Raw genomic sequence first — 12,288 nt, 5'->3', positions numbered from 1 at the left:
GTTTCTGTTCTTTCACGGTAAACTGTATCAGCTGCTAAAATTCCAAGTTTTATTTTCTCTTTAGCTTCATCTTCATGCTTTTGAATAATCTTACGTAAATTTTTTTTGATTTTTCTATTTTTCATATTAAAAATAATTATTATACTCAAAACTGCAAAATATATTAATGCAAAAACTAAACTATATAGCATTTTAAACTCCCTGAATTAATAAGATATTCCTTGCAATGTTATATGAATTCTGTCAGCATCCACTTTTAAAATTGTTTTCAGTACCTGTTTTTATAAAGATAATATTGTTATACACCATATATGCTACCATTATTTTACTAAAATAAATACATATATGCTTTGCTTTTATACAAAAAAACAAGTATCACAATTGATATAAAAAGTAAAAAAAGAAGTATGCTCTGCATTTTTTTCATTTTAAAAAGTTTGAATTTTACTTTTGGAATCTGTCTTTTCTGGATTACATCAATAATATCATCTATAATTTTAGAAATTCTGTCATCTTCTATTATTATATCTACTTGAGATCTTTTTAACTGTCTTTCAGGTACAAAACAGATTTCTTTTTTTCCGTCAAGAAGATAAATATGGGATTTAAGTCTGATTATTCGAGAGCCAAACAGGGGAAATAATTCAGTACCCCAGTTATAGCCCTTTATATCCAATAATTTTCCATTTAAATAAAAATCTTCATTTATTATTTCAAGTGTATTTTCTGTTTTTTCTTTTGAATAATAATATTTATATCCGTATATCATACTTATTACAGCACAGACTATTAAAAGCAATATTCCAATTTTTATTCCCAGAAATATTAATATTAGCATTATGGCAAAGCAAATAAGATTTAGAACAACTGCTTTTTTCAAATCCTCCGGCACTTCATAAAATACTCTTCCTGTTTCTGTTCTTTCACGGTAAACTGTATCAGCTGATAAAATTCCAATTTTTATTTTCTCTTTAACCTCATCTTCCTGTTTTTGATTAATTTTGCGAAGATTTTTTCTGTTTTTTATTTGTTTCACACCAAAAACGATTAATATAACAGCAACTGAAAGATATACTAATGCAATAATTGAATTCATTTTAGACTCCTCCGTATTAATAAGATATTCCTTGGGCTGTTATACGGACTCTATCAGCATCCACTTTTAAAATAGCTTCAAGTATTTGTTTTCCTGCCTCCCTTAATTGAGCGGTAGTCTGTGAATTAGGATTGCTCTGATTTAAGGACTGTCCCACAGCTAAAGTCATTCCAACCATAACCATCTGGTCGTACATACTTTTTTTCTCCCTGTTGCTCATTTCGTCAAAAAATCCGCTGTTTTCAAGATGAGCCTTGAACTGATTTGCCATAGGTTTCACATAGTCGTCATTAAGACTGACATTGTTATATGCCATGTATGCTCCTGCTATTACAGCAGCCACTCCCGAAGATAGATCATTTGTAGGTATTCCTACAGAACGTGCTACCTGTGGGAAAGAATCGTACAGCTGCTTTAATGATGCCCTTATTTCCTTTTGCTGGCTTTTTGGATAAGTTGCAACCAATGTTTCCAGTCCATCGGTACTTCCGTCCTGTGTGAAAGTAAGTGATGATTTTCCGTAAGATTTACCTTGTGAAGATGAAGTTGTATTTAAAAGTTCCTGCATTATTTCATTTTTAAACATATCGCTATAATCAGCATGAGCTTGTCCTGAAATTCCAAGTCCCAGTGCTAAAATACTTAAAAGAAATATTTTTTTCATAAATTTTGCTTTCATAACTTTTCCTCCTGTAATTTTTTTATTTTACTGTTAATTTAAATCAGATAATTTTTTCTTGTTTTCCTCATATTTTTTACTATTAGTAGATTTTAACATTTCATTATCCTTTTTGGCATTTTCTAAAGCTATGTTATACAAAAGGGGATTATAGTTTTCTTTTAGAAATTTTTGGTTAATTATAAAAGTTTCTACTGCTTTTTCATTATTTCCTGACAATCTGTAAGCCTGTATCAAATTTTTTTCAATTATTTCTGAAAGTACATTATTTAATACTTTAATATCCTTGTATTCTGCATAACTCTGTTTACCGTGTTTTAAAATACCTATTGCTTTTTCATAATATTCAGCACTTTCCTTATATTTTTTTTCATAAAAGAGAATATCTGCCATCACTCTGTAACCATAAGAATAATCAGGAGCATTTTTTAAAAATATTTCTGTAATTTCCTTTGTTCTTTTAAATTCACGGTTTTGATAAAATGCCACAGTTACATAATTACGGTATTTCTCAAGATTTTTGCTGTCCTTTAAAAATTCCTCTTCCGCTTTTTTTATAGCTTCTTCTGATGAAAATTCCTTCTGCTTTTCTATTTCAGAGCTGTCTTTTTCTGAATTCTTTTTATTTTCTTCAGTTTTATTTTTATTGCTCTGGCTTGTATTAATATTATTACCTTTTTTTGTTTTATTTTGTTCCTGTTTCTTATTGCAGCTAAAAACAACAAAAACTATCATAGTTATTATTAAAATTTTTTTCAATTTTATCACTTCCCCAATGGATACAGAATTTTTTATGTTTTTTATTTTCTTAACAGTTCTTCTTAAACTTTTGCTTTGTAAATATTGGATTCACTTAATTTCCATAATTCTTACCTATCAAAGAAATCAAATATATCATAAAAGAAACATAAATCACCACTATTAGTAAAAGGTGTAATGGATAAAAGAAATAAAACATATATTTTGTAAATCTGTTATGAATACCCTGCTTTCCGTTATAAAGCCATATTATCGGCAGTGAAAATATTGCAAATATCTGTGTTTTTATAAATATTTCATTTCCAAAAATGTTAAACGGAAATTCAAGTCCAGGCATAATAAATACGTTTAGAAACACCATTAATACAGCCTGAAATATTATGTTTTTGTAATCTTTCCCCCTGAAAAAATAGAATATCAGAATAATTGCAATCCCATATCCTAAATAATCACTTCTTGCAAAATGTGCAATTACGATGGTTAAAATACTTATGGCAGCTTTTGCAAAAAATTTTATTATTTTATTCAGATTTTCTGATTTTTCTGTCTTTTCCAGTAAATTCATTCCACATAAGGCAATTCCGAAAGTCCATAATACATTGTTATATGGATAAAATACCATTATTTCTCCTCTTAATGCCAGACTTGCAAAAAGATTGAACGGAATTTCCGAAATAGCTGCAAAAATAAAAATACGTATTAAATATTTTTTTCTGTTTTTAGTCCTGTAAAATCCTTCCGTAAGCATAAAGGCAAAAATAGGAAAGGCAAGTCTTCCAAGCACATTTAACCATATCTGATTAGGAAAAAATATATTCCACAGATGATCTGCCACCATAAATGCCATTGCTAGAATATGCAGTGTAAAAGAATTTATCCCTTTAGAAAATATAACTTTTTTATCCATTTTCACTCCTATTCTATTATTTTAATAAGAAAGCCCTGATTCCGTTATTCTCACTTTGCTTGCACTTACTCCAAGAAGTCCCTCAAGCACCTTTTTACCAGCCTGTCTTAATTGAGCTGTAGTTTTTGCATTTGGACTTTGCTGATTTTCGGACTGACTTACAGCCAAAGTCATCCCTATTATTACCATTTGATCATAAATATATTTTTTTTGACTGTCGCTCATTTTATCAAATTCAGAAACACTTTGCATGGCTTCTTTAAACTGATTTGCAATAGGTTTCATATAATTATCGTTAAGGCTGACATTATTATAAGCCATATATGCTCCTGCTACAACAGCTGCCATTCCTGTTGATAAATCATTTGTAGGTATTCCTACAGAACGTGCTACTTGCGGGAATGAATCCTGTAATTTTTTCAATATAGGTTTCACTTGGGCTCTTTTATTTGAAGGATATTGAAGAACTAAATCATCTAATCCTTTTGTATTTCCATCAGGTTTAAATGTTATTTTAGCTTTTTTTGTAGAAGTAACTGTCTTAGCACTTGTCGATGAAGATGTATTTTTTTTATTCGATGATGTTTTTTTTGACATTAAATTATTATATTCGTCTTCTCCATACATTTCCTCATATCTTTCTCTATTCCTTTTTTCCTGTTCTCTTGCATTTTTGAGCCCTTGATTAGCCATCCATTGTGCATTATAATCAATAAAAAAACCGTAAGCCTGATTTGAAATTCCAAAACTTAATGCTACTATTACTGTTAAAAATATTTTTTTTATTTGCTTAACTTTCATAATTTCTCCTCCCGAATTAAATTATATATTTTCATTTTTTTTGTTTTCTATTTTTTTATATTATCACTATATATATATATGATAAAATTTCTTATTTTTGTAATTATTTATTTTAAAAAGAAAGCCCTGATGCCGTTATTTTTACTTTACTTGCACTTACTCCAAGAAGTCCCTCAAGCACCTGTTTACCTGCATTTCTTAACTGAGCGGTAACTTTTGCATTTGGGTTTTGCTGATTTTGGTACTGATTTATGGTTAAAGTCATTCCTATTATTACCATTTGGTCATATATATATTTTTTATCACTGTCACTCATTTTATCAAAGTCATCTACACCTTGAAGCACCGTTTTTAACTGATTTTGCATAGGTTTCATATAATTATCATTCAGACTTACATTGTTATATGCCATATATGCTCCTGCTATTGCAGCTGCCAGTCCTGAAGACAGGTCATTTGTAGGTATTCCTACTGAACGTGCTACCTGCGGGAAAGAATCCTGAATTTTTTTCAGATATGTTCTTGCTTCCCCTCTCTGTTTTGACGGATAGTTATTAACAAAATAATCAAGTCCTCTTGTATTTCCGTCCGATTTAAAAGTAATATTTGCTTTTGTTGTTTTTGGGGCTGTAGTTGAAGTTGCTGAACTTCCCGTTGTTTTTGTAGTTGTTTTTTTAGAATTTGATTTTTTCTTTGAAGAATAATCTCCTTTTTTAATGTGGCTTATTACTTCACTACCAAGTAAATAATTTCTTGTACTATTTATCACATTGTTTGTATAGTTAAAACTGTCTGACATATCATAATAAAATGCCTGTGCAGGCTGCGATACAAATACTCCCATTCCAATAATTACCGTAACAAATAGTTTTTTTAAATTTATTTTCATAATTATTCCTCCTAAAATTTTATTTTTTTATGATTTCTATTATTTGATTATACTGTATATTTTTTAGATTAAAACAACATTAGAGCTTTTTACTTTTTATTTATTTTTTTAAATATAAGATTACTCTCGGGAACTCCGATATAAAGAGTTTGCTCATTATCCATAAGCGTTATTACATCGGCATTGCTTAAATCATATAAAAAATCTTTATCACTGTCGCTCAGTTCACTTTCTTTTTTCAGCAGAATGTTCAAATTATCTATTTCAAAAGAAATCCTGTGATTTTTCAGGGAATATTTTCCCAAATATTTTTTCCCATTTTTTCGTGTTATAAAAACATTTCCTTTATCAAGTTTTATTGAAATTTTACTGTTTTTAAGTTCAAGCCCTGCAATATTTACAAGAGCCCATTCATTAGCCATTATTTTTTTCTCAAAATCTTCAATATTACTAAAAAATGAAAATCTTTCTTTATATTTTTCTTTAGAATATTTTTCCATATTATTTAACATAAAGCCGTCCCCTTTTTCAAAGCTGTTTTTCAAAAAATCGGGAGTATCCTTTCTGTATATGAGATATACAGTTTCATAATTTTTGTTATCCACATAGACAGGATAATAGCCGTAATCAGAATTTCCTAACGACAGCATAGGCGAAAGGATTGCTTTAACTGTTCCATTTTTGAGATTCTGCACCATAATATCATTGTCCTTATATTCAGTTGCTTCGAAGACAGTATAAGTGGGAGAATGCTCCATTTTTCCGGCAAATTCCTTATCAATCTCATCGGATACACCCACTTTTAATATATACCCCTTGTCTATTATGTCTTTTTTTGAAGGTTTTCCACAGGAAATAAATATTATTCCAAAAAGTAGAAAAATCATAAATCCTGTCAATTTTTTAATTTTTATCATGCTGTTTTCTCCTTCCTATCAATAAATTTACACCAAGCCCCACAAGAAATATTACATCCAATAAACCTATGGCAAAATAAGCATAATAAGTTGGTAAAAATTCTTCATCTCCTGCTGATGAAACTAAATATTTATACGATATTAAAAATATTAGTATTTTTAATATTACACCAATTATTGTTAAAATTATCAAAGCCTTTTTTCCTATTCCTGCTTTTGCATAAAAATATGATAAAAATATATTAAGCAAAATTAATATAAGATTGTCCGAGTATATACCTCCAATCATTTTCAAATTACTTAAAACTGATACTTCTAATACAGCCAAAAAAAATAGTACTAGAATATTAAAATAAAGCAGATGAATAAAATACAGGCTTCCAAAAAATATTTTTTTCATTTTTCCTCCTTATTCAAACACTAATTAATTAGTCATTTTTCAATTTTATGATATGTAATATAGATTAAAATAAAATGAGAATTTTTACTTTTTTTCAAAGAGATAAAATTATATTGCAAGGAATACGAGTGAAAACAGTAAATACATATTGTCGGTTATTTTATTTTTTTGATAATAAAATTTGTAATATGATTTCGATTTTTTTAATATTTTATTGACAATTATATAAAAATAGGATACAATTAAACATATCAAACCCCCTACAAACTTTTTATAGTTGGTGTAGGGCTTTTATTTATTATAGGAGCAACTATGAGTAAGGAGTATTTAGAAATTACGGAGCAGTTAGAACTTTTTAAAAAGCGTGGAATGATTGTCGAAAATGAAGAAAAAGCATTAGAGAAACTGGTTTTTATAAATTATTACAAGTTGAAAGAAGCCTCGCTCCCTTTCTTTTTTGAAAATAAATACATAGAAAATACAAGATTTGAAGATATCGTTTTTAGATTTTATGAAGATAGAAATTTAAGATTATATAAAAGAGATACGAGAATCTTAAAACAAATAGGATTTAAAGACATAGAAAATGTAAAAAATTTGAAAATATAATCACAGTCATTAATTTGATTGTGATTTTTTGTTAAATAGCTATAAATCAGATTAGATGCAGGGATATAAAAAATAAATAATCCCTGCAAAAATGAAAAATTTGAGAAAATTTAGTAAACTACTTTCAACCCTTCCTCCTCCAGTTCCTGCTGTCTTATTTCCAGAAACTGAACATTTATCAGATAGAGAATTTGAAAAAGTTCATCATTTGTGCTGATTGAGTTATCTATAAAATCTCCAATAAATAACATATCCTGAAAAGCGAGTGCCTTATTTGTCGGAAGTTCCAGTAAATAATAGTCTCCTTCTTCTTTATTTATCGTCTGTTTTGTAAGATATTCAACTGCATAGTCTGAAGCTGTTATATAACGGTACATATCACCATCATATTTACATCTCATTTGAAATACGACAAGCCTTCTTTCCTTTAATGCTTTAACAATTTCAGGATTTGCCACTTCAGGCGGTATTTCCTCATCTTTATATTTTTCTGTATCTTCATAAATTAATCTTGCTTTACTGTTTGTTTTTAATTCTTTAGGAATATAGCACATAATTCTTTCAGCCTGTTTAGAAAAACTTAAACTAGAAAATATAAGTGCTAGTATAATAATTATTTTTTTCATTTTATTTCCTTTCATATAATACAAGATAGAATGAAAAGTTATTCAAATGTATAGTAAAACTTATTTAAAACCAAACTCAAAAGTTATGACTATTTTACTCAAACCATTAATTTATATAATTTTAGCAGTTTAATTTAAAATAGGTTTGAGTATATTATATAATAGAAAAGAAATTTTCACAAATGAAATCTCAAAAAAATATCCTCTTTAGTCTATTATTAAACTTTAGAGGATATTTTACTTTACTAATTCTCATTTACTTCCCAGTTTATTACTTCACCTGTTATAGCATCAATGTCGAATTTGTATTCTGTATTTTTATATACTATTCTTCCTTCATAAATCATTTTTCCTTTTTCATTATCCAGTTGAATATTTGTAACATTAATTTTTTTTGCACCTGTAATTCTTGCAACCGCTATTTCTTTGGCTTTTTCCATTCCAATATATTTTGGTGTTTTTCTTATTTCTGTATTACTGCCATTTGTATTAATGATTTTACCATCATCTCTTATTGTCGTTGAAGCCGATACTCGGTCTTTTTGGCTGTAACTCAGAACTTTTCCTGTATTTGCGTCAATGTTATATTTATATTTTTTCCGTTCTGTATAAAATTCTATTTCATAAATGAATTTTCTATTTTCTTTATCCAAACGAATTTTAGTCATTTTTGCCATATTTTTTGCCACTTTTGAATGATTCAATGCAAGTTGTTTTGCCTGTTCAATCGAAATTTTTACATCGACATTAAAAACCCTTACAGTTTTAGCCTTTTTAGCTGAATTTCCATTTGCAAAAGATCCTGTTACTATAATAAAAAATGCAATAAGTAATATTTTTAAAAAATTATTTTTCATTTTTCCTCCTTTTTCAGCCTAAATATAAACGAGCTTCCTTTTCCAATTTCACTTTCTATAGCAATTTCTCCTTTGTGTGCCTCTATAATCCATTTTACCATTGATAAACCAAGTCCTAGATTTTCTGTTGTTCTGGAACTTTCCACCTGATAAAATCGTCCCCATATTTTAGGTATATTTTCTTTTTCAATACCAATTCCATCATCAATAATTTTACAGATTGCAAAATTTTTATCCTGTGTTAATTTTATCCATATATTACCGTTTTCACGACCATAGTTTATTGCATTTGAAATTAAATTTACAAAGACTCTCATAATCATCGTCTCATCGCCAATAATAAAAATATTGTCCTCTATTTCAGAATGAATTTTTATATTTTTACTGTCTGCACTATGTTGCTGGCTGTCAGCAATAAGATGTGTCATTTCACTTATATTTATTTTATCAAAATTAAGTTTCTGATTTCCTCTGTCCATTCTTGATAAAGTTAAAAGCTGTGAGATTAATTTTGACATCTTTTTAGTTTCATCAAGCACAGAAGAAATTGTATTTTTTGCATTTTCTATTGAATTTAGATTTTCAAGTCCATATTCACATTCAGAAATAATAATTGCTACAGGTGTACGTAATTCGTGTGAAACATCAGATGTAAACTGTGCTTCTCTTTCAAAGGAGTTTTGTAGTCTGTCAAACATTGTATCAAATGTATTTGCTAAAGTGTAAATTTCATCATTTCCTTCTCCAATATTAATTCTTTGTGTCAAATCGTTTCCCTCATTTATTTTTTCTGCTGCTTCCCTTATTTTTTCTATTGGCTTAAATGCCTTCTTTGTTATAAAGTATCCGCTTATTGCGGAGAATAATAGGAAAAATGGTAATACAATCAGAGAAATTAAAACAATTGTTTCAATAATATTTTCAGCTTCTGTTGCAGGAGTGATTCCTCGAATATGAACAATACCATAATCTTGAAAATTCTTTTTGCTATCAAAAATATACCATTTTTTATTTTTATGTCTTATAATTCTAACATCATTTTTATCAGAAAAAGTTTCATCGTATTCAAAATCTAGTGGAATATCTCCATAAATAAACCCTGTTTCGTCATTATAAACTGATAAATGAACATTATTATTAAAAATAATAAAATCATTATCAATAGTAAGTTCGCCATCATAAACTTCAATTTCATCGAATGCTGAAATTACGGAATTTTTTAAATTTTTGTAAGCGTTTGCCCGTATAAGGTTTTCACTGATATAGATTATTGTTGTAAGAAATATGATTATAAGGCTTATCATAAGACCAATGTACCAGAAAGCTATTTTAGATTTTATAGAAAATTTATTCATTCTCATTATCAACCCTCAATACATAACCAAGTCCACGAACTGTGTGAATAAGTTTTGGAGTATAGCTGTCATCAATCTTTTTTCTCAAATATCTGATATATACATCTATTACATTAGTTCCACCTTCATAGTCATAATTCCATATATGGTCTTCTATTCTTTCTCTTGATAAAATTTTTCCTTTATTTCGTATCAAATATTCCAAAATCGAATATTCTCTACCTGATAGTTTTATTAATAAATCATCTCTAAAAACTGTTTTAGCATCAAGGTCAACCTTAAGATTAGCTATTGTAACTACATTATCGGCATTTCCGGAATTCCGTCTTAAAAGTACACGGATACGAGCCATAAGTTCTTCAAAGATAAAAGGTTTTACAAGATAGTCGTCTGCTCCATAATCTAACCCTTTCACTTTATCATCTATATTGTCTCTTGCTGTTAAAAGTAATATCGGAACTTTATTTTTCTTTGCCCTTATTCTTTTAATCACTTCAAATCCATCAAGTTTTGGAAGCATAATATCTAGAATTATTGCATCATATTCAGTTCCTTCCACGTATCTGACTGCTTCTTCTCCATCAAAACAGCTATCAACGCCATAATATTCCTTTTCCAGCTTTTTTGTAATAAGGTCATTTAATTTTTTTTCGTCTTCTACAACTAATAATCTCATTATCTTTCACTCTCTTCCGTTTCCATTAGTGTACATTGATTCTTTTCACAAAATAATTGTAATTGTTCTATTTTCGTTATTTTTTCACACTTTTGATTACTTTCTACGAACAATTCACTTCTATTATACCTCATAAATACCGACAAAAATAGAGAAAGAAAAAAAATTCTTTTTATAAAATATTTTCTTATTTCCATTTTATTTTATCCTTATTTTTTGCAGCTAAAAATGCTCCTCCGCCTGTCAGTCCAGCTCCTAAAAGAATTAAAACAATATTTGCCGTGAAAACTCCTAAAACAAGCGAAACAAGTCCGCCACCGATTAATCTTGCCACAAATTTCTGAGTTGTGCGGTTTTTATAATTTATTTCAGGATTATTATAAGAAGTGTTAGTATTTACATTGTCAATACTATTGTTATTCATATCACGAAAATCACCATTATTCTTAGTTTCCTTAAATTCGATAGCTTCAGTTTTTCCTGATTGTTGTGTTTCACAATGTTCAGCTTCTTTCATCACTCTTTCTCCATTACTTCTAAAAGAATTATTTGTATCATTAAATAAAATTCCATTCATTCTCAAAACCTGTGCATCTTCTTCTGTAAACGGATACCATCCCTGTTTAATAAGTTTTTTGACATGCATTTCATTATATTTAAGACCAAATATAGCCGATAAAATAAATATCAATGGGAAAAATATCAGCCCAGCCGTACCAATTATAATGAAAGCAATTCCAGCAATCATATAATCCCCTTTAATTAAAGGATATATAAATCCTAGAAAAAATGCCGCTTTTGAAAATCCAAATTTCACTTCTTTTCTTAAAATTCCATTTTCTAAAATTGCTCTTTTCCCATTCATCTGTTTCATGAGTAATCATCTCCTTTTATTTTTTATATATTTTATTTTCAAAAATATGATATTATCTAAACATTAAAGTAAAATGAGAGTTTTCATATTTTTTAAATTTGTAGTAATATTACTACAATTTTAATTATCAAAATATACATTTATTGTGAGATAAGGATTTGCAACAATGAGCAGTCCTGTAAAAAATATAGTAAAAACTGTCGTTAAATAAAATAATTTAATAATAAATCTTATTAAAAAATACAGATTATGTTAAAAATAAGAAATTTTAATTCTTTGCTAATAGATTATGTAATTCAAAAATTATTAAGTATTTACTATTTAAATAAAGAATAGCATATATTTTATAAAAAAGAAAAACTCAGAAAAATTTCTGAGTCTAAGTAGGCCTTGGTATAAGCCGGATTCTGTATTTGTTAATCATTTATCTAAATCAATAATTGCTTATGGATTTTAGCGAACTACCAATCAAGTCAAGACGGGCCGCCTCTTAATAACTTTCTGCTTGCTCTTGCTTTGGGAGGGGTTTACCTAGCTAATTTAATCTCTTAAATTACTGGTAGTCTCTTACACTACCTTTTCACCCTTACCTGAACAAGTCAGGCGGTTTCTTTTCTGTGGCACTTTCCTTAAGATTTCTCTCAGCAGCCGTTAGCTGCCTCCCTTGCCCTGCAAAGTCCAGACTTTCCTCTTAAAAATAAATTTTCAAGCGATTAACTCCAAAACCTGAATTTATAGTATCATTTTTTGTTTGTTTTTGTCAATTTAATTCTTATATATTTTTCAAAACAATTTCCGCAATATCCTTTGCTCTAAGCCCATAATTCGTAAGCATAGTTTCTC

Annotated in this window: 14 protein-coding genes, 1 other RNA gene and 1 pseudogene; 1 reads left to right on the top strand and 15 read right to left on the bottom strand. The window is 28.3% G+C overall.

The annotated features are described in order from the left end of the window. From HMPREF1552_RS12630 to HMPREF1552_RS10540, 9 genes and pseudogenes are all read right to left on the bottom strand, one after another. Window positions 1–191 (bottom strand): annotated as a pseudogene (locus tag HMPREF1552_RS12630) (hypothetical protein); the annotation flags it as partial. A gap of 137 nt (window positions 192–328) precedes the next feature. Further along, window positions 329–1,096 (bottom strand): hypothetical protein, encoded by a 768-nt coding sequence (locus HMPREF1552_RS10575; RefSeq protein ID WP_021745187.1) that lies wholly within the window; start codon window positions 1,094–1,096, stop codon window positions 329–331. 16 nt (window positions 1,097–1,112) lie between these two features. Beyond that, window positions 1,113–1,775 (bottom strand): DUF6683 family protein, encoded by a 663-nt coding sequence (locus tag HMPREF1552_RS10570; protein ID WP_021745186.1) that lies wholly within the window; start codon window positions 1,773–1,775, stop codon window positions 1,113–1,115. Window positions 1,776–1,808: 33 nt separating this feature from the next. Beyond that, the gene (locus HMPREF1552_RS10565; protein WP_231370772.1) at window positions 1,809–2,543 is read right to left on the bottom strand and encodes a M48 family metallopeptidase; all 735 of its coding nucleotides are present in this window, start codon (window positions 2,541–2,543) and stop codon (window positions 1,809–1,811) included. An 85-nt stretch (window positions 2,544–2,628) separates the two neighbouring features. Then, complete coding sequence (locus HMPREF1552_RS10560; protein WP_021745184.1) at window positions 2,629–3,441, bottom strand: TraX family protein; 813 nt, start codon at window positions 3,439–3,441, stop codon at window positions 2,629–2,631. Between the two features lie 21 nt (window positions 3,442–3,462). Continuing rightward, window positions 3,463–4,242: a DUF6683 family protein gene (locus HMPREF1552_RS10555; protein ID WP_021745183.1), complete on the bottom strand. Its 780-nt coding sequence runs from the start codon at window positions 4,240–4,242 to the stop codon at window positions 3,463–3,465. Window positions 4,243–4,354: 112 nt separating this feature from the next. After that, window positions 4,355–5,131 (bottom strand): DUF6683 family protein, encoded by a 777-nt coding sequence (locus HMPREF1552_RS10550; protein ID WP_021745182.1) that lies wholly within the window; start codon window positions 5,129–5,131, stop codon window positions 4,355–4,357. An 89-nt stretch (window positions 5,132–5,220) separates the two neighbouring features. Beyond that, complete coding sequence (locus HMPREF1552_RS10545; RefSeq protein WP_021745181.1) at window positions 5,221–6,048, bottom strand: hypothetical protein; 828 nt, start codon at window positions 6,046–6,048, stop codon at window positions 5,221–5,223. Further along, window positions 6,035–6,448 carry a hypothetical protein gene (locus tag HMPREF1552_RS10540; RefSeq protein ID WP_021745180.1) on the bottom strand — a complete coding sequence of 138 codons (414 nt, stop codon included), beginning with the start codon at window positions 6,446–6,448 and terminating at the stop codon, window positions 6,035–6,037. The genes HMPREF1552_RS10545 and HMPREF1552_RS10540 overlap by 14 nt, the downstream gene beginning before the upstream one ends. Before the next feature lie 312 nt (window positions 6,449–6,760). On the opposite strand from HMPREF1552_RS10540, the gene HMPREF1552_RS10535 reads away from it, so the two are divergent. Further along, window positions 6,761–7,057 carry a hypothetical protein gene (locus tag HMPREF1552_RS10535; RefSeq protein WP_021745179.1) on the top strand — a complete coding sequence of 99 codons (297 nt, stop codon included), beginning with the start codon at window positions 6,761–6,763 and terminating at the stop codon, window positions 7,055–7,057. Window positions 7,058–7,167: 110 nt separating this feature from the next. On the opposite strand, the gene HMPREF1552_RS10530 is transcribed toward HMPREF1552_RS10535, so the two are convergent. The 6 genes from HMPREF1552_RS10530 to rnpB form a co-directional block, all read right to left on the bottom strand. Then, window positions 7,168–7,683, bottom strand: a complete 516-nt coding sequence (locus tag HMPREF1552_RS10530; RefSeq protein ID WP_039901620.1) for a hypothetical protein — start codon at window positions 7,681–7,683, stop codon at window positions 7,168–7,170. Window positions 7,684–7,928: 245 nt separating this feature from the next. Beyond that, entirely contained in the window at window positions 7,929–8,540 is a 612-nt protein-coding gene (locus HMPREF1552_RS10525) for a PepSY domain-containing protein (RefSeq protein ID WP_021745177.1), read from the bottom strand. Next, window positions 8,537–9,901: a cell wall metabolism sensor histidine kinase WalK gene (locus tag HMPREF1552_RS10520; protein ID WP_021745176.1), complete on the bottom strand. Its 1,365-nt coding sequence runs from the start codon at window positions 9,899–9,901 to the stop codon at window positions 8,537–8,539. The genes HMPREF1552_RS10525 and HMPREF1552_RS10520 overlap by 4 nt, the downstream gene beginning before the upstream one ends. Next, window positions 9,888–10,571: a response regulator transcription factor gene (locus tag HMPREF1552_RS10515; RefSeq protein ID WP_021745175.1), complete on the bottom strand. Its 684-nt coding sequence runs from the start codon at window positions 10,569–10,571 to the stop codon at window positions 9,888–9,890. Before HMPREF1552_RS10515 ends, HMPREF1552_RS10520 begins: the two co-directional genes overlap by 14 nt. Before the next feature lie 187 nt (window positions 10,572–10,758). Then, the gene (locus HMPREF1552_RS10505; protein WP_021745173.1) at window positions 10,759–11,445 is read right to left on the bottom strand and encodes a hypothetical protein; all 687 of its coding nucleotides are present in this window, start codon (window positions 11,443–11,445) and stop codon (window positions 10,759–10,761) included. Window positions 11,446–11,825: 380 nt separating this feature from the next. Continuing rightward, window positions 11,826–12,174, bottom strand: an RNA gene (gene rnpB / locus HMPREF1552_RS11700) — RNase P RNA component class A. Window positions 12,175–12,288 lie beyond the last annotated feature (114 nt).

The organism is Leptotrichia sp. oral taxon 879 str. F0557, from assembly GCF_000469385.1.
Classification (GTDB): Bacteria; Fusobacteriota; Fusobacteriia; order Fusobacteriales; family Leptotrichiaceae; genus Leptotrichia; species Leptotrichia mesophila.
Note: the sequence above shows the minus strand (reverse complement) of the source record. Positions and strands in the feature narration are given on the sequence as shown.

Coding starts and splice junctions, on each gene's coding strand:
- HMPREF1552_RS10575 (WP_021745187.1), bottom strand. CDS start 1,096: ATGAATTCAATTATTGCATTAGTATATCTTTCAGTTGCTGTTATATTA.
- HMPREF1552_RS10570 (WP_021745186.1), bottom strand. CDS start 1,775: ATGAAAGCAAAATTTATGAAAAAAATATTTCTTTTAAGTATTTTAGCA.
- HMPREF1552_RS10560 (WP_021745184.1), bottom strand. CDS start 3,441: ATGGATAAAAAAGTTATATTTTCTAAAGGGATAAATTCTTTTACACTG.
- HMPREF1552_RS10555 (WP_021745183.1), bottom strand. CDS start 4,242: ATGAAAGTTAAGCAAATAAAAAAAATATTTTTAACAGTAATAGTAGCA.
- HMPREF1552_RS10550 (WP_021745182.1), bottom strand. CDS start 5,131: ATGAAAATAAATTTAAAAAAACTATTTGTTACGGTAATTATTGGAATG.
- HMPREF1552_RS10545 (WP_021745181.1), bottom strand. CDS start 6,048: ATGATAAAAATTAAAAAATTGACAGGATTTATGATTTTTCTACTTTTT.
- HMPREF1552_RS10540 (WP_021745180.1), bottom strand. CDS start 6,448: ATGAAAAAAATATTTTTTGGAAGCCTGTATTTTATTCATCTGCTTTAT.
- HMPREF1552_RS10535 (WP_021745179.1), top strand. CDS start 6,761: ATGAGTAAGGAGTATTTAGAAATTACGGAGCAGTTAGAACTTTTTAAA.
- HMPREF1552_RS10530 (WP_039901620.1), bottom strand. CDS start 7,683: ATGAAAAAAATAATTATTATACTAGCACTTATATTTTCTAGTTTAAGT.
- HMPREF1552_RS10525 (WP_021745177.1), bottom strand. CDS start 8,540: ATGAAAAATAATTTTTTAAAAATATTACTTATTGCATTTTTTATTATA.
- HMPREF1552_RS10520 (WP_021745176.1), bottom strand. CDS start 9,901: ATGAGAATGAATAAATTTTCTATAAAATCTAAAATAGCTTTCTGGTAC.
- HMPREF1552_RS10515 (WP_021745175.1), bottom strand. CDS start 10,571: ATGAGATTATTAGTTGTAGAAGACGAAAAAAAATTAAATGACCTTATT.
- HMPREF1552_RS10505 (WP_021745173.1), bottom strand. CDS start 11,445: ATGAAACAGATGAATGGGAAAAGAGCAATTTTAGAAAATGGAATTTTA.